This window comes from Pseudomonas sp. NPDC087626 (assembly GCF_044743405.1).
GTDB lineage: Bacteria > Pseudomonadota > Gammaproteobacteria > Pseudomonadales > Pseudomonadaceae > Aquipseudomonas.
On sequence record NZ_JBIUWJ010000001.1, the window covers coordinates 18,997 to 41,483 of the forward strand.

The window sequence follows — 22,487 nt, forward strand, 5'->3', positions numbered from 1 at the left end:
GAAATGCGCGCAGATCTGCTGATTGTCGGGGCCGGGATGGTCGGCAGTGCCTTGGCACTGGCCCTCCAGAACAGTGGCCTGGAAGTCCTGCTGCTCGATGGCAGCCCGATGAGTGTCAAACCCTTTGATGGGCAATCGGCCTTCGAGCCGCGAGTCAGTGCCTTGTCGGCCGCCAGCCAGCGCATTCTCGAGCGTCTGGGAGTGTGGGACGGTGTGCTGCGGCGCCGTAGCAGTCCCTACTGCGACATGCAGGTGTGGGACGGCAGCGGCACCGGGCAGATTCACTTTTCTGCCGCCAGCGTGCACGCCGAAGTGCTGGGACATATCGTCGAGAACCGCGTGGTGCAGGATGCGTTGCTCGACCGTCTGCACGACTGCGACCTGGGCCTGCTGGCCAATGCGCGCCTGGAGCAGATGCGGCGCTCCGGCGACGATTGGCTGCTGACCCTGGCCGATGGCCGGACCTTGCGCGCGCCCTTGGTGATCGCCGCCGATGGCGCCAACTCGGCCGTGCGACGCTTGACCGGGGTGGCGACCCGGGAATGGGATTATCTGCACCACGCCATCGTCACCAGTGTGCGCAGCTCCCGGCCACACCAGATGACGGCCTGGCAGCGTTTTACCGATCACGGCCCGCTGGCCTTCCTGCCCCTTGCGCGCGACGGCCAGCAGGATTGGTGCTCGATCGTCTGGTCGACCACCCCCAGCGAAGCCGAGCGCCTGATGGGGCTGGACGAGCAGGCTTTCTGTGCAGAGCTTACGCGCGCTTTCGAAGGGCGCCTGGGCCAGGTGCTGAGTGCCGACCCGCGCCTCTGTGTGCCCCTGCGCCAGCGCCACGCCAAGCGTTATGTGGCCGAAGGCCTGGCGCTGATCGGTGACGCCGCGCACACCATTCACCCGTTGGCCGGGCAGGGGGTCAACCTGGGTTTCCTCGATGCCGCGGTGCTGGCCGAGGTGCTGTTGCAAGCAGCGGCACGGGGCGAGCGGTTGGCGGATGTGAAAGTATTGAGCCGCTACGAACGCCGGCGCATGCCCCACAACCTGGCGTTAATGGCGGCGATGGAAGGCTTCGAGCGCTTGTTCCAGGCCGATCCCTTGCCCGTGCGCTGGTTGCGCAATACCGGCTTGAAGCTGGTCGACCAGATGCCCGAGGCCAAGGCGCTGTTCGTGCGCCAGGCGCTGGGCTTGAGCGGTGATCTGCCGGAGCTGGCCAAGGCTTGAGGGGGCGGTTGGGGCGAGCCTCCGCGAGGCCGTGCAACATCTGGTAACTCCTCCACAGAGGGATCGGTTGAGATGGCAAATGTGACTCCTTATCATTTGGCCTCATTTCTGATATCGAGAGACCGCTCCCATGTTGGCACCGAAGCGTCTACTGACAGCCATCGCCCTGACCCTGATTGGCACCACGGCGCAGGCCGCCGACGAAGTGGTGGTCTACTCCTCGCGTATCGATGAGCTGATCAAGCCGGTCTTCGATGCCTACACCGAGAAAACCGGTGTCAAAGTGAAGTTCATCACCGACAAGGAAGCGCCGCTGATGCAGCGCATCAAGGCCGAAGGTGAAAACGCCACCGCCGACCTGCTGCTGACCGTCGACGCCGGCAACCTTTGGCAGGCCGAGCAGATGGGCATCCTGCAGCCGTTCACCTCGAAGGTGATCGATACCAACATTCCCCTGCAATACCGCGCCGCGTCCCACGCCTGGACTGGCCTGAGCCTGCGTGCACGGACGCTGGCCTACTCCACCGAGCGGGTCAAGCCTGAGGAAATGACCACCTACGAAGCCCTGGCCGACAAGAAGTGGGAAGGTCGCCTGTGCCTGCGCACGGCGAAGAAGGTCTACAACCAGTCGTTGACCGCGACCCTGATCGAAACCCATGGCGCCGGCAAGACCGAGGAAATCATCAAGGGCTGGGTCAACAACCTCGCCACTGACGTGTTCTCCGATGACACCGCCGTGCTCGAAGCCATCGCCGCCGGCCAGTGCGACGTCGGCATCGTCAACACCTACTACTACGGCCGCCTGCACAAGCAGAAGCCGGAACTGCCGGTCAAACTGTTCTGGCCAAACCAGGCCGACCGTGGCGTGCACGTCAACCTGTCGGGCATTGGCCTGACCAAGCATGCGCCACACCCGGAAGCCGCCAAGGCCCTGGTGGAGTGGATGACCACTGCCGAAGCCCAGAAGATCTTCGCCGACGTCAACCAGGAGTTCCCGGCCAACCCGAACGTCAAGCCGTCGGCTGAAGTCGAGGCCTGGGGCAAATTCATCCCGGACACCCTGCCGGTCGAAGTGGCTGGCCTGCGCCAGGCCGAAGCGATTCGCCTGATGGACCGCGCTGGCTGGAACTGAGTTATCAAGGGGGGCAACCCCTAGCTATTTGTAGGAGCGAGCTTGCTCGCGATGGCGGTATGCCAGACAACATTGATGTTGAATGACACACCGCCATCGCGAGCAAGCTCGCTCCCACTGGTTTTGTGCAGGACCTATGGGGGGCAATCTCCTCTGCACAAAACAAAGCTGTTAGCCTTCGCTCCCCCGGCCCCGCCTTTTTCGAGACATCCCTTGGCCCATCCCGCACAACGTCGCTGGTATCCGCTGGTTTTCACTGTCGCCGCCCTGGTGCTGCTGCCGCTGAGCGTACTGCTGCTGTCGTGGCAGAGCGTCGACCTGCAGATCTGGTCGCACCTGTGGGACACCCAGATGCCGCGTCTGCTGGGCAACACCTTGACCCTGATCCTCGGGGTTGGCGTTGGCGTCACGCTGCTGGGCGTCAGCCTGGCCTGGCTCACCAGCCTTTGCGAGTTTCCCGGCCGGCGCTGGCTGGACTGGGCATTGATGCTGCCCTTTGCCATTCCGGCCTACGTCCTGGCCTTCGTATTTGTCGGCTTGCTGGACTTCTCCGGCCCGGTACAGACCCTGCTGCGTGAATGGTTCGGCAGTGGCCTGCGCCTGCCACGGGTGCGCTCCACTGGCGGGGTGATACTGGTGCTGGTGCTGGTGTTCTATCCCTACGTCTACCTGCTCGCCCGCACGGCGTTCCTGGCCCAGGGCAAGGGCTTGATGGAAGCGGCGCGGGTGCTCGGCCAATCCCCCTGGCAAGCCTTCTGGCGAGTGGCCCTGCCTATGGCGCGACCGGCGATCGGTGCCGGTGTGGCCTTGGCATTGATGGAGACCCTGGCGGACTTCGGCGCGGTCTCGGTGTTCAACTTCGATACCTTCACCACTGCGATCTACAAGACCTGGTATGGCTTCTTCAGCCTGTCCAGCGCGGCCCAACTGGCCAGCCTGTTGCTGCTGGTGGTGATGCTGTTGCTGTACGGCGAGCGCCGTGCCCGGGGCGCCAGCCGAGCGAGCAACGAGCGGCCACGGGGCAAGGCGCTCTATCACCTGCATGGCTTCAAGGCGCTGGCGGCCAGCAGTTGGTGTGTCCTGGTGTTCGCCTGCGCATTTGTCATTCCCGTGCTGCAACTGCTGGCGTGGTTCTGGCAGCGCGGGCGCTTCGATCTCGACGAGCGGTATGCCGGGCTGATCCTGCACACCCTGTACCTGGGCGCCATGGCCGCGCTGATCACCGTTAGCGTCGCGCTGCTGTTGGCGTTCGCCCGGCGCCTGGCACCGACCCGGGCGATCCGCTCCGGGATCAGCGTGGCCAATATCGGCTACGCCTTGCCCGGTTCGGTGCTGGCGGTGTCGATCATGCTGGCGTTCAGTTACCTGGACCGTGAACTGGTGGTGCCCCTGTCGAGCTGGCTGGGCGGTGCCGGTAAACCGCTGCTGCTGGGCAGTCTGTCGGCCTTGCTGCTGGCGTACCTGGTGCGGTTCATCGCGGTGGCCTACGGGCCGCTGGAAAACAGCCTGGCGCGGATTCGCCCCTCATTGCCGGAAGCCGCCCGCAGCCTGGGGGTGAGTGGGCCACGACTGTTTTTCAAAGTGTATCTGCCATTGTTGCTGCCCGGCACCCTGAGCGCAGCGCTGCTGGTGTTCGTCGATGTGCTCAAGGAAATGCCGGCGACCTTGCTGATGCGCCCGTTTGGCTGGGACACGCTGGCTGTGCGGATTTTCGAAATGACCAGTGAAGGCGAATGGGCGCGGGCCTCGTTGCCCGCCTTGAGCCTGATTCTGGTGGGCCTGTTACCGGTGATTGGCTTGATCCGGCGTTCGGCTCAGAGAATCGGTTAGGTGCCAGTCCTACATCATGCGGCTACAATGCGCGGCATTCGGTGTGGATCGTCCTTCAGACCAGGTTCCTGAAATTGACTGAAAGCCTTCTATTTCAAGGCCTTCAACCAACCAGCGCCTGTCCGCACCTTCGCCACGCCCGGAAGGAGAAACCCATGGGACAGCGTACGCCTCTGTATGACCTTCATCTCGCCCTCGGCGCGAAGATGGTCGATTTTGGCGGTTGGGATATGCCACTGCATTACGGCTCGCAGGTCGAGGAGCACCATCAGGTGCGTCGCGACTGTGGGGTTTTTGATGTGTCCCACATGACCGTGATCGATGTCAGCGGCCCCCAGGCAAAGGCCTGGCTCCAGTATTTACTGGCCAATGATGTCGAACGCCTGCACAACTGCGGCCGTGCCCTGTACAGCACCATGCTCAATGAGCGGGGTGGGGTGGTCGACGACATGATCGTCTATCGCCTGGAAGACTGTTACCGCCTGGTAGTGAACGCTGCCACTCGGGACCAGGACCTGGCCTGGATGCAGGCGCAAGTCGGCGACTATCAAGTGCAACTGCACGAGCGCAGCGAACTGGCGATGCTGGCCATCCAGGGCCCGCACGCTCGGCAGAAAATTGCCGAGCTGGTAACGCAGGCGCGCGGTGCATTGATCCAGCAACTCAAGCCCTTCGAAGGCCAGTACGACGGTGACTGGTTCATCGCCCGTACCGGCTATACCGGCGAAGACGGCCTGGAAATTGCCATGCCGGCCAGCCAGGCGCCGGGCTTTTTCAACGATCTGGTCGGTGCCGGCATTTCGCCCATCGGTCTCGGCGCGCGCGACACCTTGCGCCTTGAGGCGGGCATGAACCTTTATGGCCAGGACATCCACCAGGATGTTTCGCCACTGGCCTCGAACATGGCCTGGAGCATCGCCTGGGCACCGGCCACTCGTCAGTTCATCGGCCGGGCCGCGTTGGAGGCCGAGCTTGCCGCCGGCGTACAGCACAAACTGGTCGGCCTGGTACTCGAGGAACGTGGGGTTTTACGGGCGCACCAGGTGGTTCGTATCGCCGATGTTGGCGAAGGAGAGATCACCAGTGGTAGTTTCTCTCCTACGCTTAGCAAATCGATCGCCCTGGCGCGGGTGCCGATGGCTACCGCCGACCGCGCCGAAGTGGAAATCCGTGGCAAGTGGTACCCGGTCCGGGTGGTAAAACCGACCTTCGTGCGTCATGGCAAAACCTTGATCTAACTATTTCCGGCGGACCAATACCGCTGACATTTCTTCTTGAGGACACAGAACATGAGCGATATCCCTGCCGACCTGCGTTTTGCCGAAAGTCACGAATGGGCCCGTCTGGAAGCCGATGGCAGCGTGACCGTGGGCATCAGCGATCATGCCCAGGAAGCCTTGGGTGACGTGGTCTTCGTTGAGCTGACCGAAGTGGGCACTGCGTTCGGCGCTGGCGATCAGGCGGGCGTGGTGGAGTCGGTCAAGGCTGCCTCGGACATCTACTCCCCGGTTGCCGGCGAAGTGATCGCGATCAACGAAGAACTGAGCGCCAACCCCGAGCTGCTCAACTCCGACCCGTACGGTGCGTGGATCTTCAAGCTCAAGCCAAGCAACAGCGCCGACCTCGACAAATTGCTCGACGCGGCTGGCTACAAGGCGGCCATCGGCGAGTAATCACGCCAACCTGTGGGGTGCATGCACAACCTGCAAGCACCCACAGTGTCATTTTTGTAGAACTGCTTTTACCGCCGCGACAACCCGCTCGACATCATCGGTGCTCATGCTCGTGAACATCGGCAGCGACACGATCAGCCGGCCAACCCGCTCGGCCACCGGGAACATCCCGTCCTTGAAACCGCGCTCGCGGTACAGACTCAGCAGATGAATCGGCGGGTAGTGATAACCGACGCCAACTCCCAGTGCCTGCATCTTTTCCATGAACGTGGCCCGTGCCGGTTGGCCATCCGCACGTTCTGGCAGCACCAGCTGGAACAGGTGCCAGTTGCTCTGGGTGAAATCGGCCGGCGGTAGCTGTGCACCGTACCGGGCCTCGAAATCACCGCCAAAACACGCGAAGTAATGTTGCGCCAGCATGCGGCGATGGGCGGTGATCGCCTCGATCCCGGCAAACTGACCCAGGCCGATGGCGGCGGCGACGTCGGTCATGTTGAACTTGCCACCCAGCACGTCCACGTCCAGGCCATCAAAACCGCTGCGGGTCACGCCTTGCAGACGGTACTTCTCGGCCAGCCGCGCTTCTTGCGCGTTGTTCAGCACCAGGCAGCCGCCCTCCGAGCAGGTGACGTTCTTGTTCGCCTGGAAACTGAACGACACGAAGTCCCCCGTCGCCCCGATGCGCTGCCCATTCCAGCTGGAGCCCAGCGCTTGGGCGGCATCCTCGACGATGCGCAGGCCGTGCTTGCGCGCAATGCCGTACAGGCGCTCCATGTCCAGCGGCAACCCGGCCAGGTACACCGGGATTATTGCCTTGGTGCGCGGGGTGATGGCGGCTTCCAGCTGGTCCAGGTCGATGTTGCGGGTGATCGGGTCGATGTCGGCGAACACCGGGGTGGCGCCGACTTCGAGAATCACGTTGGCCGTGGCCACCCACGAGATCGGTGTAGTGATCACTTCATCACCGGCGCCGATCCCGGCGATGCGCAAGGCGATCTCCATGGTGCAGGTGCCCGAGTTGAACGTACGCACCGGCCGTCCGCCGAAATACTCGGACAGCTGGGCTTCGAAGGCCTGGACCTTGGGCCCGCTGGTGATCCAGCCGGAGCGCAGGACATCGCCCACGGCGGCAATAGTGGCTTCATCAATGACGGGTTTGGAAAACGGCAGAAAAGGCTGTTGGCTCATGGCGATCTGGGGACCCGAGTGGCGGACGTGGGTGATGCGCTGCACAGAATGGCTCCGATTGGCCGAAGACACCATACCGTGCGCACAGGGCAGCTATGCTGCCAGAACCGAGTTGAACAGACGCTGAGCGCCATTCAAGAGAGAGCCCGTCATGTCCCAGTTGCCCAGCTTGAGCCAGTTACGCGATCCCAATGCCTTCCTGCGCCGCCACCTGGGGCCGGACGCCACCGAGCAGCAGGCCATGCTCGACAGCCTCGGGCTTGGCAGCCGGGTCGAGTTGATCGAGCAGACGGTACCGCCGGGCATTCGCCTGAATCGACCGCTGGACCTGCCGCCGGCCCTGGACGAGCAGAGCGCCCTGGCCAAGCTGCGCGGTTATGCCGAACAGAATGAGGTCTGGACCAGCCTGATCGGCATGGGCTACCACGGCACCCTGACGCCCGCCGTGATCCTGCGTAATGTGCTGGAAAACCCCGGTTGGTATACGGCCTATACCCCGTACCAGCCGGAAATCGCCCAGGGCCGGCTCGAGGCGCTGCTCAATTTCCAGCAATTGACCATCGACCTGACAGGCCTGGAGCTGGCCAACGCTTCGCTGCTCGATGAAGCCACGGCGGCGGCGGAAGCCATGGCCCTGGCCAAGCGTGTGGCCAAGTCGAAAAGCAATCTGTTCTTCGTCGACGAAAACTGCCATCCGCAGACTATTTCCGTGGTGCAGACCCGGGCCGAGGGGTTTGGCTTCGAACTGATCGTCGACGCTGTGGATAACTTGCCCCGGCACCAGGTGTTTGGCGCGCTGCTGCAGTACCCCGACACCCACGGCGAGATTCGTGACCTGCGGCCCCTGATCGACCATCTGCACGCCCAGCTGGCCCTGGCCTGCGTGGCTGCCGACCTGCTGAGCCTGTTGTTGCTGACCCCGCCCGGTGAAATGGGCGCCGACGTGGTGTTCGGTTCGTCCCAGCGCTTTGGCGTGCCCATGGGCTATGGCGGCCCGCATGCGGCGTTTTTCGCCAGTCGTGACGAATACAAGCGGGCGATTCCCGGGCGCATCATCGGTGTCTCGAAAGACGCCCGGGGCAATGTTGCCCTGCGCATGGCCTTGCAAACCCGCGAGCAACATATCCGCCGCGAGAAGGCCAACTCGAACATCTGCACCGCCCAGGTGCTGCTGGCCAATATTGCCAGCTTCTATGCGGTCTACCACGGCCCGCAGGGCCTCAAGCGCATTGCGCAAAGGGTGCACCGCCTGACGTGCATCCTCGCCGCCGGCCTTGAGCGCAACGGCATTACCCGGCTCAACCAGCAATTTTTCGACACCCTGACCCTGGAAGTCGGAGGCAGCCAGACGGCAATCATCGAATCGGCCAAGGCGGCGCAAATCAACCTGCGGATTCTCGGTCGCGGCCAGGTCGGCCTGAGCCTCGACGAAAGCTGCGACGAAAGCACGGTGGCGAAGCTATTCGACGTGTTCCTCGGTGCCGACCATGGACTGCAGGTGGCCGAACTGGATGGGCAGGCGCTGGCCTCGGGCATCCCGGCAGGGTTGCTGCGCACCAGTGGTTACTTGCGCCACCCGGTGTTCAACGCGCACCACAGCGAAACCGAGATGCTGCGCTACCTCAAGCAACTGGAGAACAAGGACCTGGCGCTTAACCAGTCGATGATCCCACTGGGCTCCTGCACCATGAAACTCAACGCCACCAGCGAGATGATCCCCATTACCTGGCCAGGTTTCGCCAACCTGCACCCCTTTGCCCCGAAAGAGCAGGCGACGGGCTACGGGTTGATGATCGACGAGCTGGAGCGCTGGTTGTGTGCGATCACCGGTTTCGATGCGATCTGCATGCAGCCCAACTCCGGCGCCCAGGGCGAATATGCCGGGTTGTTGGCGATCCGCAAATATCACGAAAGCCGTCAGCAGGGTGCGCGCGATATCTGCCTGATCCCGGCATCGGCCCATGGCACCAACCCGGCGTCGGCGCAGATGGCCGGGATGCAGGTGGTGATCGTCGAGTGTGACGCTGCCGGCAACGTCGACCTTGACGACTTGAAGAACAAAGCCGCAGCGGCCGCTGACAAGCTGGCCTGCCTGATGGCCACCTACCCCTCGACCCATGGGGTGTACGAGGAGGGCATCAGCGCGATCTGCGAAGTTATCCACAGCCACGGCGGCCAGGTGTACATGGACGGCGCCAACCTCAACGCGCAGGTCGGGCTGGCGCGGCCGGCGGATATCGGTGCCGATGTGTCCCACATGAATCTGCACAAGACCTTCTGCATTCCCCACGGTGGCGGCGGGCCGGGGATGGGACCGATTGGCGTGCGCGCGCACTTGGCGCCGTTCGTGGCCAATCACCCGGTAGTGCCGCTGGATGGGCCGGACCCGAAGAACACTGCAGTCAGCGCCGCGCCCTGGGGCAGTGCAAGCATCCTGCCGATCAGTTGGATGTACATTGCAATGATGGGCCCGCAACTGGCCGATGCCAGCGAAGTGGCGATCCTGTCGGCCAACTACCTGGCCGAACACCTGTCTGGCGCCTTCCCGGTGCTGTTCAGTGGGCGTAACGGGCGGGTGGCCCACGAATGTATCCTTGATCTGCGACCGCTCAAGGCCCAGACCGGGATCAGCGAAGAGGACGTGGCCAAGCGTCTTATGGACTACGGCTTCCATGCGCCGACCATGTCGTTCCCGGTGGCGGGGACCTTGATGGTCGAGCCCACCGAAAGTGAGTCCAAGGCGGAGCTGGACCGTTTTATCGGTGCGATGTTGAGTATCCGCGCGGAAATTACCGAAGTGCAGAACGGCAACTGGCCGGCCGACGACAACCCGCTGAAGCGCTCGCCCCATACCCTGGCGGACGTTACCGGGGTCTGGGAGCGGCCCTACAGCATTGAACAGGCGGTGACCCCGGATGCCCACACCCGGGCGCACAAGTACTGGCCGACGGTGAATCGGGTGGACAACGTCTACGGCGATCGCAATCTATTCTGTGCCTGCGTGCCGCTGGATGAGTATCGATAAGGGCTGATTGCCAGGCAAAAAAATGCCGCTCGAACGAGCGGCATTTTGCTTTCGACAACGAGTTACTGTTGCGCGAGGGTGTTGTTGGCCAGGATCGCGTTGGCCAATTCCATGTCGGTGGCCTGTAGGCCCGGGTTGTCGGCACGGACTTTTTGCAGCGCCGACTCGAGGAACGGGCCACGAATGTTGCCATCACTGGCCACGAAGCTCCCGGCGTCGTCCTGGGCGGCAAGCACCATCTTGTGGTCCTTGGAGGTCAGGTAGGTGGAAGCGGTGGTCGCCCCCGAGGAGATGACATTGCGCCAGAAAGTATCGGCCATAGCGGACCCGGCAGACAGGGAGAGCAGGGCAAGGGTAGCGGCAGCTAGTTTTACACGCATAAGTAAGTTGACTCCAATGGGATAAATGACTGGCGGTTATGATCGGAAAACCGCAACTGAGTTCCGTGACGCTAATCAACCTGCTCAATCAGGATCGCCATCCCATCAAGGTCCACTGCATGTGCTCTGGTCCCCTCCTGGGTGTCGGGCCTCCTGGCCACGCAGGCAATAAAGGTACAGGCCCGAGTCTAGTGGCGCGGGCTTGCAGCAGACACGCTTTACTTTGCTTCAGTTTGTGGCGTGACCCGCAGCACTTCTTCGACGGTGGTCAAGCCTTGCGCGACCTTTTCCGCACCCGCCAGGCGCAGGCTGCGCATGCCGTCCCGGGCGGCCTGGCGGCGGATGGCCGGCAGGTCGCTGTCGGCGCCGATCAGGGCCTTGAGACTAGCGCTCAGTAGCATGATTTCGTAGACCCCGACGCGGCCGCGATAGCCGCTGTCGCGGCACTCCAGGCAACCGACGGCGTGGCACGCCTGGTGGGGCATAGGCACGTGACTGGGTTGGTTCAGGCTGTGCCAGGTGTCGGCGTCCAGGGCCAGCGGTGCCTTGCAGTGCGGGCACAGGGTGCGCACCAGGCGCTGGGCCATGACGCCGAGCACGGTGGCCTTGATCAGATAGGGCGCGATACCCAGTTCCAGCAGACGGCTGATGGCGCTTGGCGCATCGGTGGTGTGCAGGGTCGATAGCACCAAGTGTCCAGTGAGCGCCGCCTGGATGGCCATCTCGGCGGTTTCCAGGTCGCGGATTTCACCGATCATGATGATGTCCGGGTCCTGGCGCATCAGGGCGCGTACGCCGCTGGCAAAACTCAGGTCAATGTTGTGCTGGACCTGCATCTGATTGAACGCCGGCTCGAGCATCTCGATCGGGTCCTCAATGGTGCAGAGGTTGATCTCGGGTGTCGCGAGTTGCTTGAGGGTGGTGTAGAGCGTGGTGGTCTTGCCCGAGCCGGTGGGTCCGGTGACCAGGATGATGCCATTGGGCTGGCGGGTCATGTCCTGCCAGCGGCGCAGGTCGTCGGTACCAAAGCCCAGTTGATCGAAGTCCTGGAGCAGCACCTGGGGGTCGAAGATGCGCATCACCAGTTTCTCACCGAAGGCGGTGGGCAGCGTCGACAGCCGCAATTCCACTTCACCGCCTTCTGGCGCCCTGGTCTTGACCCGGCCGTCCTGGGGTTTGCGTTTTTCGGCGACGTTCATCCGTCCCAGGTTTTTCAGGCGACTGACCATTGCCAGGGTGACCTGCGGCGGGAACTGGTAGACGTTGTGCAGCACGCCGTCGATGCGAAAGCGCACGGTGCCTTGTTCGCGCCGCGGTTCGATGTGGATATCGCTGGCGCGTTGCTGGAAGGCGTACTGGAACAACCAGTCGACGATATTGACGATGTGCGCGTCATTGGCGTCGGGCTCCTGGTTACTGGCGCCGAGGTTGAGCAGTTGTTCGAAGTTGCCCTGAGGGGTGGGAGGCTGATCCCCATGGCTGGCGCCGATGACCGATTTGGCCAGGCGATAGAACTCCACACAATAGCGCCGGATCTCCAGCGGATTGGCCACCACGCGCCTGATTGGCAGTTGCAGGACATGGCTCAGGTCGGCTTCCCAGCTGCGCACGTAGGGCTGCGCGCTGGCCACAGTGACAGCCTCGCGGTCGATTGCCAGCGCCAGAATTGCGTGGCGTTGGGCAAAGGCATAGGACATCAACGGGGTGATGCGCGCGACGTGGATTTTCAACGGGTCGATGCGCACATAGGGCTGGCCGGCCTGCTGCGCCAGCCATTGGGTCAAGCGTTCGAGGTCCAGCGGCTTACCGCCGTGCAGGGAGTCGGCCAGGTGTTGGTCGGCGAGTAGCTCCAAGGGGTGCAACTGATGGTTCGCGGCGCTGCGGCGTGCGCTCAGAGCCTGTTCGGCCGCGGCCTGGCCGATCACGCCTTGAGCGATCAGGTCGCGCAGCAATTGATTGAAATCCAGCCAGCGATCCTGGGGGGCGAATTGAACGGACATCCGGACTCCTTGGGTAATAACCCTGCACTCGGCGCTGTCGATCGCTGTGTCGGCAGCTCTGAATGCCAAGCCTAGTCCCCGTGCGGGCCGTCCGTTCGAGCCTGGCCCGATCAAGCGTTGCGAGGTTTTACCGCGAGGTTCAGCCTGCCGCCTGTACCGGTGCAAGCCATTGTGAATCAGCCGGTTGCAACTGGACCGAGCAGACGCTGATCAAGTTACGTAGTTTTTCTGCGAGCACCTCGGCGCGGTGCCAGCTCAGGCCGTCGATCACGATATCGAGGGACAGCAAATCATTCTCGCGGGTCATGTGGACGGCTTGTGGCAGTAGTAACTGCAGGGCAAACAGGTTCAGTGCCCGGCACAACAGGTCGGGTTCGGCTTCGGCGAGCACCTGGTAGTGCACGCAGCAGTGGGCGTTGCCGGCATGCCAGGCATCGGCGCGGCTAGGGGTGGTGCTGACGGCTTCGAGTGGGGGCATGGTAGGTCTCCAGATCAATGGAGGAATTTTTACATTCGAAGCCGGGTATTTCTTATCTATGATGGGGCATATTGGCTTGATATCGAATCAAGCAATTCATCAATTACGTATTCAAGGGTTTTTTTATGCACAGTGAGCTGGACGTCTATGACCGCCGCATCCTCGCGCTATTGCAAGAGGACGCCTCGCTGTCCAGCGCGCAGATTGCCGAGCAGGTCGGTTTATCGCAGTCACCTTGCTGGCGCAGGATCCAGCGGATGAAGGAGGAGGGGGTGATTCGCGGGCAGGTGACGCTGCTTGACCGCAAGAAGATTGGCCTCAACACGCAGATCTTCGCCGAGGTCAAACTCAACGCTCACGGGCGCTCCAACTTCACCGAATTCACCGAGGCGATTCGCGGTTTTCCCGAGGTGCTGGAGTGTTATGTGCTGATGGGCGCGGTAGATTTCCTGCTGCGCATCGTCACCGCCGACATTGAGGCCTACGAGCGCTTCTTCTTCGAGAAGCTGTCGATGGTGCCGGGGATCCAGGAAGTGAACTCGATCGTGGCCTTATCGCAGATCAAGTCGACGACCAGTTTGCCGGTGTTGCGGGGGTAAAGATTTTTGGTGAATGTGCGGGCCTCATCGCGAGCCGGCCGCAAGCGGGCGGCTCGCGATGACGGTGTTACATGCGCAACAGCATTTTCCACGCACGGTTCTGATACACCGCGATCGCCTGCTGCTTGCGTGCGTCCAGCGCTTCGTCGGTGATTGGCTCGTTGGCCAGTTGCGCCAGTTTGTTCAATTCACCGTACAGGCGATCCATTTCCGGGATGTCCAGCACCGCGCGGGCATGGTGCAACCAGGCCTGGATGCGCTCGATGCGCGGCAGTTGCTCGGCGAGGTCTTCGGGTTGTTGCTGGTAGCGTTGCAATTGCAGCGAAGTGGCTTCTTCACCCAGCAGGCGCGGCAACCAGTTACCCAGTTGCGCGGCGCCCTGGCGATTGCCGCGGGTGTTGCGCTCGGCAGTCCAGGTGCGGGCCAGCAGCCAGCGCGAGGCGTTCAGCGAGAACTGGCCCCAGCGCGGATCTTCGAGTTCTTCGAGGAACTGTTCCGGTGCGGCCTTGCGCACGTCTTCGTCGTCCTGGCCGAACTGCACCAGCGGACGCCAGTCTTCGAGCAAGGCATCCAGGGCCACACGCAGGTCGTGGGTCGACTGACGCGGGGCGGCCTGGCCCAGGCTGCCGATCAGGGCGCGCAGTTCGGCGAGGCTCTCGACCCAGTCTTGCAGCAAGCGCCAGTGACCATTGAAGCGATACTGCTCGGCCAGGCGCTGGCTGCTACCCAGCAGGTACCAGCCCAGCGCGGCGAAGGCGTCGTCCAGCGGCAGTTCGAAGCTCAGTTGCGGGGCCGGCAGGCTCAGCGAATAGCTGTGGGCGTCGAACAGGCGATAGCCACGTTCAGCCTTGCTGATGTCGCACGGCATCAGTGCCAGGGTCGCGGCCAGCTCGGCGGCCAGTTCCAGCAATGCAGCCGGCTCGCCTTCGCGCAGTTCCAGCTCCAGTTCGCAGATTTCTTCTTTCTGTTTGCCGACTACCACGTGGCCGAGGTCCAGGGCGGCTTCGATGACCACCTTGGCCTTGCCGCGACCCCAGGCGATTTCGGCGCGCTCGCGGACGAAGTCGGTGGTGAAGATCGGCTTGAGGGTTTTTTTGTCCAGTTCTGCCAGCTCTTCAGGCCAGCATTCGCCGTCGAGTTTTTTCACGTCGAGCTTGGCTTTGGCCAGGCTCCAGTCGTATTCGTTACGCTCGGACAGGCCGGCGATGCTCTGGCCACGGGTCTTGAGGGTCTGAATCACTTCTTCGCCGTCGCGGCGCAGGCGCAGGGCAACCTTGGCACGGGCCAGGTCACGCTCTGGCGTGTCGAAGTACTGGTTCATCAACTCACGGCGTTCCCAGCCACTTTTGTTGCGTTTTTTCAGTAACGGGTGCTCGCGCAGGGCGGCGAGGGTTTCGCGGCTGACGCGGAGTTTGATTTCGGTTTCTTTCTGCATGGCCGGAAAATCCAGGATCGGGAGCGCAGCCGGGGAAATGTGTGGCTGCCAAGGCCGTGCAGTGTACAGCACTCACTAAACCTGCGCGCCGCGGCGGTTTATTCCGGTGACCGGATGGTTCTATGATGGACTTCAATCCGGGAGTTGGAGTCAGCGATGCCTTTGCCATCCATGAAAGACCAGTTCGCTGCACTGATCGCCGCGCCGTCCGTCAGTTGCACTCAAGCTCACCTGGATCAGAGCAATCGGCCGGTCATTGATTTGCTGGCCACCTGGCTCGGCGACCTGGGTTTTGCCTGTGACATCCAGCAGGTCAGCCCCGGCAAATTCAATCTGCTGGCCACCTTCGGCACCGGCCCTGGCGGCCTGGTGCTGGCCGGGCACAGCGATACGGTGCCCTTCGACGGTGCGCTGTGGCAGACCGACCCGCTGAAACTCACCGAAGTCGACGGCCGCTGGGTCGGCCTGGGCAGCTGCGACATGAAAGGTTTTTTTGCCCTGGCCATCGAAGCCGTACTGCCGTTGCTCGACCAGCCGTTCAAGCAACCGCTGATGATTCTTGCCACCTGCGACGAAGAAAGCTCGATGTCCGGTGCCCGCGCCCTGGCGGCGGCCGGCAAACCCTTGGGCCGGGCGGCGGTGATCGGTGAGCCGACGGGGCTCAAGCCGATCCGCCTGCACAAGGGGGTGATGATGGAGCGCATCGACATCCTCGGGCAAAGCGGTCACTCCTCCGACCCACGCCTGGGTCACAGCGCCCTGGAAGCCATGCACGATGCGATGGGCGAGCTGCGCGGCTTGCGCCTGCTGTGGCAGCGCGAGTTCCGCAACCCGCAGTTCAGCGTGCCGCAACCGACCCTCAACTTTGGCTGCATCCATGGTGGCGACAACCCGAATCGCATCTGTGGCCAGTGCTCCCTGGAGTTCGACCTGCGGCCCTTGCCCGGCATGGACCCCAACGCCCTGCGCGATGCCATTCGACAGAAGTTGGGACCGGTCGCCGAACGCCATCAGGTGAAGATCGACTACGCACCGCTGTTCCCCGAAGTGCCGCCATTTGAGCAGGCGCAAGATTCGGAACTGGTACAGGTGGCTGAAAGACTCACCGGGCATAGCGCCGAAGCAGTAGCGTTCGGCACTGAAGCGCCTTATCTTCAGCGCCTGGGTTGCGAAACCCTGGTGCTCGGTCCTGGCGATATCGCCTGCGCCCATCAGCCGGGGGAATACCTGGAAATGTCACGTTTGACGCCTACCGTGCATCTATTACGGCAACTGATCGAACATTACTGCCTGACCCCGGCTTGAATCCCGGGGCCAACCACCCGTATTCATGAGGAGAGCGCGCGTGTCGCCAAGCCTGTTCCGACGATAACCACCAGCCCGCTGTGCGTTTTGCTTCGTCCTTTTTTCGGCTGTTATTTATTACAGGTGCAGGTGTTATGCCCGAATACGTCAACTGGCTTCGTCACGCTTCCCCTTACATCAACGCTCACCGCGATTGCACCTTTGTCGTCATGCTGCCCGGCGACGGCGTCGAGCATGCGAACTTCGGCAACATCGTCCACGACCTGGTGCTGCTGCACAGCCTCGGGGTACGCCTGGTGCTGGTACACGGTTCGCGCCCGCAAATCGAAACCCGCCTCGCCGCGCGCGGCCTGACCCCGCATTACCACCACGGGATGCGCATTACCGATGCCGCGACCCTGGAATGTGTGATCGATGCCGTGGGCCAGTTGCGCATCGCCATCGAGGCCCGACTGTCGATGGACATGGCGTCCTCGCCGATGCAGGGCTCGCGCCTGCGGGTAGCCAGCGGCAACCTGGTGACGGCACGGCCGATCGGCGTGCTCGAGGGGGTCGACTATCACCACACCGGCGAAGTGCGCCGGGTCGACCGCAAGGGCATCAACCGCCTACTGGATGAGCGCTCCATCGTGCTGCTGTCACCGTTGGGCTACTCACCCACCGGAGAAATCTTCAACCTGGCCTGCGAAGACGTCGCTACCCGCGCCGCCATTGACCTGGGGGCCGACAAGCTACTGCTGTTCGGCGCCGAAACGGGGCTGATCGATGAACACGGTCGTCTGGTCCGTGAACTGCGCCCGCAACAGGTACCGGCTCACCTGTTACGCCTGGGTGCCAACTACCAGGCCGAACTGCTGGACGCTGCCGCGCAAGCCTGCAGCGCCGGTGTCGGTCGCAGCCACATCGTCAGTTATGCCGAAGATGGCGCGCTGCTCACTGAGCTGTTCACCCGTGATGGTGGCGGTACGCTGGTGGCCCAGGAGCAGTTCGAACTGCTGCGCGAGGCGGCCATCGAAGACGTCGGTGGTTTGCTGGATTTGATCAGCCCGCTGGAAGAGCAGGGGATCCTGGTGCGTCGCTCGCGCGAAGTGCTGGAACGCGAGATCGAGCAGTTCAGCGTGGTCGAGCGCGAAGGGATGATCATTGCCTGTGCGGCCTTGTATCAGATTGCCGACTCGGATGCCGGCGAGCTGGCGTGCCTGGCCGTGAACCCGGAATACCGGCACGGCCGGCGTGGTGATGAACTGCTGGAACGGATCGAAAGCCGAGCCCGGGCCCAAGGCCTCAAGACCCTGTTTGTCCTCACTACGCGCACTGCGCACTGGTTCCGCGAGCGCGGTTTTGTGCCGAGCAGCGTTGAGCGCCTGCCGTCGGCGCGGGCCTCGCTGTACAACTACCAACGCAATTCGAAAATCTTCGAAAAAGCCCTCTGATCCCCCCGCTGATGCCCCGGCTTTTGTTGACAAAGGTCGGGGCTGGCGGCTGCCGTGTGCCCGAGTGAGAAAATATTTCACTCGACACACAAACTGTAACAATCCCCTTGGATGATGCGCGCTTCGCCCAATGAAGTCGCGTTTTTGATCGTGATTGACGATTGATTAAGGTCTATTCAGACAAACGATCTAAGGGCACTCCGATAAATACCTTTTAGGAATTACACACTTTGTCGCTACCCTGCGTCGCTTCGGCGAGTGTGGATTTGCTATATTCCCGAATCGTATGAAAAACGATGAAATAATTCTTTTTGGGTTTATCAAAAATTCATTAACCTGAACAGACCGAATCATGCGGTTAGACCTTGGTCGTAGACACGCCTTGTTACGATTGACTTGGCGGTCACGCTCTGGCGCTAATCGCGCATCTGTGGATCCGGGGCATCAGACCCTGGACCAAGAAACACAAAAATTAGAAACGAGAGGAGTGAAACATGAACAAGTCCACCTTGGCCCTGGCAGTGGCCGTAGGGGTTGTCGCGCAGCAGGCAGGCGCCGCCGGTTTTATCGAAGACAGCAAGGCCACCCTGGGCCTGCGCAACTTCTACATCAACACCGATAACCGCGACAACAACACCAAAGCCGCTGGTGCACAGAACAAGCAGGAAGAATGGGGCCAAGGCTTCGATCTGCGCTTCACCTCGGGTTACACCCAGGGCACCGTGGGCTTCGGTCTGGATGCCATCGGCCTGGTGGGCGTGAAGCTGGACTCCGGCGGCGGCACCAACGGCGCCACCGCAACCTCCTACGGCGGCACTGTGTTCCCGAGCAAGTCCAACGGTGAAGCCGTGGACAACTTCTCGAGCCTGGGCCTGACCGCCAAGGCCAAGATCTCCCAGACCGAACTGAAACTCGGCACCCTGCAGCCAAAACTGCCGGTGATCGTGACCAACGACGGTCGCCTGCTGCCGCAAACCTTCCAGGGCGGCCAGATCACCACCAACGAGATCAAGGACCTGACCCTGGTCGGTGGCCAGATCGAGCACGCCAAAGGTCGTAACTCCAGCAACAACGAAGAACTGTCGATTGCTGGCGCCAACAGCCCAACTGCTTCGGGTCGCGACAGCAACAAGTTCATCTACGGCGGCGGTGACTACAAGATCACCAAGGACCTGACCGCACAGTACTACTACGGCAACCTGGACGATTTCTACAAGCAACACTTCCTGGGCCTGGTACACAACTGGGCAATCGGCCCGGGCGTGCTGAAGTCGGACTTCCGTTACTTCAACAGCCGCGATGACGGTGCCAACGGCAACGATCCGGCCTACTACACCACCGGTGACTACGGCACTGGCATCACCAAGGGCAAGGTCGACAACAACCTGTTCAGCGGCTTGCTGCTGTACACGGTATCCGGTCACACCTTCGGTGGCGGTTACCAGGTCAGCAACGGCGACAGCGATTTCCCTTGGCTGAACCAGGGTGATGGCTCGTCGGCTTACCTGACTACCGACATGCAGATTGCCAAGTTTGCCCGTGCTGGCGAACGTACCTGGCAAGCTCGCTACTCCTATGACTTCGCTCAAGTGGGCGCACCTGGCCTGACCGCGGGTATCGTCTACCTGCGTGGCGACGACATCGACACCTCGGGTAACGTCGGCACCAGCAAACCACAGACCAAAGTCAACGCCACTGGCGCCAGCGAGTGGGAACGCGACCTGACCGTGGCTTACGTGATTCCGCAGGGCCCGCTGAAGAACCTGGGTCTGACCTGGAAAAACGCCATGTGGCGCAACGACATCCCGGGTCAACGCGACCAGGATGAAAACCGCCTGATCGTCAGCTACTCGATCCCGCTGTTGTAACAGCGCTCGCCAGACTGATAAAAAAAGCCCCGCCAGGCATTGCGCCTGGCGGGGCTTTTGTTTGCCGGCAGACCCACCCCCGTGTGCCCGCCAGCTTCCCTCTTTACAGCAACTCAAGGCCTTCTCGAACCTTGGGCAGCAGCGTGGTCGCTGCGGGCGCGGGCGTCCAGTGAACAGATATTTAATATTCGTTACAGTTATAAATAAATCGATATTTATTCTTTTTAATTAGCAAAAATTCTAGGCACAGTGGGCTCATTCCGCACTCATCAGGAGCAGCACCATGAGCCTCAGACTGGGCGACATCGCCCCCGATTTCGAACAGGATTCCAGCGCCGGCACCATTCGCTTCCACGAGTGGCTGGGCGATAGCTGGGGCGTGCTGTTTTCCCATCCGGCGGACTTCACACCGGTGTGCACCACGGAGCTGGGGTTTACCGCCAAGCTAAAGGATCAATTTGCCCAGCGCGGGGTCAAGGCCATTGCCCTGTCTGTCGACCCGGTGGACTCACACCACCGCTGGATCGAAGACATCAACGAAACCCAGGACACCCAGGTCAACTTCCCGATCCTGGCGGACGCCGATCGCAAGGTCTCGGACCTCTACGACCTGATCCACCCGAACGCCAACGACACCCTGACCGTGCGCTCGCTGTTCGTGATCGACCCGAACAAGAAGGTTCGGCTGACCATCACCTATCCGGCCAGCACCGGGCGCAATTTCAACGAAATCCTGCGGGTGATCGACTCGCTGCAACTCACCGACCATTACAAGGTGGCCACGCCGGCCAACTGGCAGGACGGTGATGAAGTGGTGATTGTGCCCTCGCTCAAGGACGAAGCAGAGATCGCCCAGCGCTTTCCCAAAGGTTACCGCGCGGTGAAGCCGTACCTGCGCCTGACGCCGCAGCCTAATCGGTAATTCGCCAGCTCTCGTGGCGCGCCTTATAAACCCATCGCGGGCAAGCGGAACGCAATGCATCGCACATAACCTGTGGGAGCGGGCCGGGCGGCGCTCCGCTTGCCCGCGAAGGGGCCGGACCAATCACCGTAAGCATCCGCCGGAACCAGAATCACAATGCAGGGGGTTTTCAGGCCGTTTCGACGGCCTTTTTTTATGCCCGCGTAAAGGCAGTTTTGTATATTCATTTTGAGTATAAACAAATGAATAAATATGATTTATAGATATATGAATCACCTGTTAAGGTCACTCCAACACCGCGAGATCGCAAGCTGCGAATCGCCCACTACATGCAAGGAATCAAGGTAATGCTGGTCGTCTCACTCGGAGGAAGTCCCAGCCAACGCTCCCGCTCCGGAGTGCTGCTGGATCGCTCCCAGCGTTGGTTGCAACAACAGGGGGTGGAAGTGGTGAGTTACCAGGTACGGGACTTCCCGGCCGAAGACTTGCTGCATGCCCGCTTCGACAGCCCGAAGGTGATCGACCTGCTGCAACAGATTGCCAATGCCGATGGCCTGCTGATCGCCACGCCGGTCTACAAGGCGTCCTTTTCGGGCGCACTGAAAACCGTGCTGGACCTGCTGCCTGAGCGCGCCCTGAGCCACAAGGTGGTACTGCCAATGGCCACGGGTGGCAGTATCGCCCACATGCTGGCGGTGGATTACGCCCTCAAGCCGGTGCTGTCGGCGCTCAAGGCCCAGGAAATGCTGCATGGCATCTTTGCCGAAGACAACCAGATCGCCTATGGCGAAGGCAGTGCCCAGGCGAAGTTGGCACCGGAGTTGGAGCAACGGTTGAACGAGGCCCTGGAGCAGTTTTTCAGCGCCATGGCCCGCCGTCCGAAGCCGCTCGATCCACACCTGTTGAATGAACGTTTGTTGAGTGCTCGCTGGAGCATTTGAGTCCTACCCGAAGTTTGAAGTACTGGCCTTACTCGCCCGCTAACGGGCAAGCAGGTGCAGCCACAACCCCACTGCAAAAAGGAGAGCGCCATGCGCCCTGTCATTTTGCGTCGCGGTCTGGTCGCTCTGTTTGCTGCGGCTGTGTCCTTCGGCGCCATTACTCAAGCTCAGGCCGAGACGTTACGTATCGGCTATCAGAAATACGGCACCCTGGTGCTGCTCAAAGCCAAGGGCACCCTGGAGAAAAGCCTCGCCGCCCAAGGCGTCGACGTGCAATGGACCGAATTCCCCGGTGGCCCGCAACTGCTCGAGGGCTTGAACGTCGGCTCCATCGACTTCGGCGTGACCGGCGAAACCCCGCCAGTGTTCGCCCAGGCCGCCGGTGCCGATCTGCTCTATGTCGCCTACGAGCCGCCCGCTCCCCACAGTGAAGCGATCCTGGTGCCGAAGGACTCGGCGATCAAATCGGTACAGGACCTCAAGGGCAAGAAAGTCGTGCTCAACAAGGGCTCCAACGTGCACTACCTGCTGGTGCGCGCCCTGGAAGACGCCGGCCTCAAATACAGCGACATCCAGACCGTATTCCTGCCCCCAGCCGATGCCCGTGCGGCATTCGAGCGTGGCAGCGTCGACGCCTGGGTGATCTGGGACCCGTACCAGGCTGCCGCCGAACAGCAACTGCAGGCACGCACCCTGCGTGATGGCAAAGGCATCGTCGACAACCACCAATTCTACCTGGCCACCAAGCCTTACGCCGAGCAGCACCCGGCCGTGATCAAGACCCTGGTGGAGCAAGTGCGCGCCGTCGGTGAGTGGTCCCAGGCCAACCCCGAGGATGTGACCAAACAGGTGGCGCCACTGCTCGGCCTGCCCGCCGACATCACCCTGACCTCGGTGAAGCGCCAGGGCTACGGTGCGCACTTCCTGACGCCGGAAGTGGTCGCGGCGCAGCAGAAAATCGCCGACAGCTTCTACCAGCTCAAGTTGATCCCTAAACCCTTGAGCATCAAAGACGTGATCTGGACGCCGCCGGCGACCGTTGCCAAAACCCAGTAAC

The 22,487-nt window shown here is 61.9% G+C and carries 18 protein-coding genes; 13 read left to right on the forward strand and 5 right to left on the reverse strand.

Annotated elements, in window-relative coordinates; genetic code table 11:
* Positions 1 to 3 precede the first annotated feature (3 nt).
* The 5 genes from ACIOVD_RS00110 to gcvH all read left to right on the forward strand — a co-directional run bounded on the left by ACIOVD_RS00110 (position 4) and on the right by gcvH (position 5,856).
* A complete protein-coding gene (locus ACIOVD_RS00110; protein WP_401125711.1) occupies positions 4 to 1,221 on the forward strand; it encodes a 2-octaprenyl-3-methyl-6-methoxy-1,4-benzoquinol hydroxylase in 1,218 nt (405 codons plus the stop codon).
* Positions 1,222 to 1,351: 130 nt separating this feature from the next.
* Positions 1,352 to 2,353: an extracellular solute-binding protein gene (locus tag ACIOVD_RS00115; protein WP_095164722.1), complete on the forward strand. Its 1,002-nt coding sequence runs from the start codon at positions 1,352 to 1,354 to the stop codon at positions 2,351 to 2,353.
* Between the two features lie 213 nt (positions 2,354 to 2,566).
* Positions 2,567 to 4,183: an ABC transporter permease gene (locus ACIOVD_RS00120; RefSeq protein ID WP_401125418.1), complete on the forward strand. Its 1,617-nt coding sequence runs from the start codon at positions 2,567 to 2,569 to the stop codon at positions 4,181 to 4,183.
* A gap of 155 nt (positions 4,184 to 4,338) precedes the next feature.
* Positions 4,339 to 5,421: a glycine cleavage system aminomethyltransferase GcvT gene (gene gcvT, locus ACIOVD_RS00125; RefSeq protein ID WP_159998509.1), complete on the forward strand. Its 1,083-nt coding sequence runs from the start codon at positions 4,339 to 4,341 to the stop codon at positions 5,419 to 5,421.
* 51 nt (positions 5,422 to 5,472) lie between these two features.
* Positions 5,473 to 5,856: a glycine cleavage system protein GcvH gene (gene gcvH, locus ACIOVD_RS00130; protein WP_095164716.1), complete on the forward strand. Its 384-nt coding sequence runs from the start codon at positions 5,473 to 5,475 to the stop codon at positions 5,854 to 5,856.
* Positions 5,857 to 5,904: 48 nt separating this feature from the next.
* On the opposite strand, the gene ACIOVD_RS00135 is transcribed toward gcvH, so the two are convergent.
* The gene (locus tag ACIOVD_RS00135; RefSeq protein ID WP_401125713.1) at positions 5,905 to 7,044 is read right to left on the reverse strand and encodes a DegT/DnrJ/EryC1/StrS family aminotransferase; all 1,140 of its coding nucleotides are present in this window, start codon (positions 7,042 to 7,044) and stop codon (positions 5,905 to 5,907) included.
* A 151-nt stretch (positions 7,045 to 7,195) separates the two neighbouring features.
* Between ACIOVD_RS00135 and gcvP the strand changes: the two genes are divergently transcribed.
* The gene (gene gcvP / locus ACIOVD_RS00140) at positions 7,196 to 10,069 is read left to right on the forward strand and encodes an aminomethyl-transferring glycine dehydrogenase (RefSeq protein ID WP_401125423.1); all 2,874 of its coding nucleotides are present in this window, start codon (positions 7,196 to 7,198) and stop codon (positions 10,067 to 10,069) included.
* A gap of 62 nt (positions 10,070 to 10,131) precedes the next feature.
* Here gcvP and ACIOVD_RS00145 read toward each other — a convergent pair whose 3' ends face one another.
* From ACIOVD_RS00145 to ACIOVD_RS00155, 3 genes are all read right to left on the reverse strand, one after another.
* Positions 10,132 to 10,449 carry a DUF2388 domain-containing protein gene (locus ACIOVD_RS00145; RefSeq protein WP_095164712.1) on the reverse strand — a complete coding sequence of 106 codons (318 nt, stop codon included), beginning with the start codon at positions 10,447 to 10,449 and terminating at the stop codon, positions 10,132 to 10,134.
* Between the two features lie 218 nt (positions 10,450 to 10,667).
* On the reverse strand, positions 10,668 to 12,449 hold the full coding sequence (locus ACIOVD_RS00150; RefSeq protein WP_401125426.1) for a GspE/PulE family protein: 1,782 nt from the start codon (positions 12,447 to 12,449) through the stop codon (positions 10,668 to 10,670).
* 139 nt (positions 12,450 to 12,588) lie between these two features.
* The gene (locus ACIOVD_RS00155; RefSeq protein ID WP_095164708.1) at positions 12,589 to 12,927 is read right to left on the reverse strand and encodes a hypothetical protein; all 339 of its coding nucleotides are present in this window, start codon (positions 12,925 to 12,927) and stop codon (positions 12,589 to 12,591) included.
* 125 nt (positions 12,928 to 13,052) lie between these two features.
* On the opposite strand from ACIOVD_RS00155, the gene ACIOVD_RS00160 reads away from it, so the two are divergent.
* A complete protein-coding gene (locus ACIOVD_RS00160) occupies positions 13,053 to 13,526 on the forward strand; it encodes an Lrp/AsnC family transcriptional regulator (protein WP_095164706.1) in 474 nt (157 codons plus the stop codon).
* A 67-nt stretch (positions 13,527 to 13,593) separates the two neighbouring features.
* Here the strand turns inward: ACIOVD_RS00160 and ACIOVD_RS00165 are convergent, their stop codons facing one another.
* Positions 13,594 to 14,961, reverse strand: a complete 1,368-nt coding sequence (locus ACIOVD_RS00165; protein ID WP_095164705.1) for an inorganic triphosphatase — start codon at positions 14,959 to 14,961, stop codon at positions 13,594 to 13,596.
* 156 nt (positions 14,962 to 15,117) lie between these two features.
* Between ACIOVD_RS00165 and argE the strand changes: the two genes are divergently transcribed.
* The 6 genes from argE (at position 15,118) to ACIOVD_RS00195 (ending at position 22,486) form a co-directional block, all read left to right on the forward strand.
* Positions 15,118 to 16,266 (forward strand): acetylornithine deacetylase, encoded by a 1,149-nt coding sequence (argE, locus tag ACIOVD_RS00170; RefSeq protein WP_095164704.1) that lies wholly within the window; start codon positions 15,118 to 15,120, stop codon positions 16,264 to 16,266.
* A 134-nt stretch (positions 16,267 to 16,400) separates the two neighbouring features.
* The gene (gene argA, locus ACIOVD_RS00175; protein ID WP_095164703.1) at positions 16,401 to 17,699 is read left to right on the forward strand and encodes an amino-acid N-acetyltransferase; all 1,299 of its coding nucleotides are present in this window, start codon (positions 16,401 to 16,403) and stop codon (positions 17,697 to 17,699) included.
* 494 nt (positions 17,700 to 18,193) lie between these two features.
* Positions 18,194 to 19,567 (forward strand): OprD family porin, encoded by a 1,374-nt coding sequence (locus ACIOVD_RS00180; protein WP_095164702.1) that lies wholly within the window; start codon positions 18,194 to 18,196, stop codon positions 19,565 to 19,567.
* A gap of 283 nt (positions 19,568 to 19,850) precedes the next feature.
* Complete coding sequence (locus ACIOVD_RS00185) at positions 19,851 to 20,489, forward strand: peroxiredoxin (protein ID WP_401125434.1); 639 nt, start codon at positions 19,851 to 19,853, stop codon at positions 20,487 to 20,489.
* Positions 20,490 to 20,836: 347 nt separating this feature from the next.
* Entirely contained in the window at positions 20,837 to 21,430 is a 594-nt protein-coding gene (gene ssuE, locus ACIOVD_RS00190) for an NADPH-dependent FMN reductase (RefSeq protein ID WP_095164700.1), read from the forward strand.
* A gap of 90 nt (positions 21,431 to 21,520) precedes the next feature.
* The gene (locus ACIOVD_RS00195; protein WP_401125437.1) at positions 21,521 to 22,486 is read left to right on the forward strand and encodes a sulfonate ABC transporter substrate-binding protein; all 966 of its coding nucleotides are present in this window, start codon (positions 21,521 to 21,523) and stop codon (positions 22,484 to 22,486) included.
* The last annotated feature ends 1 nt before the right edge of the window (position 22,487 follow it).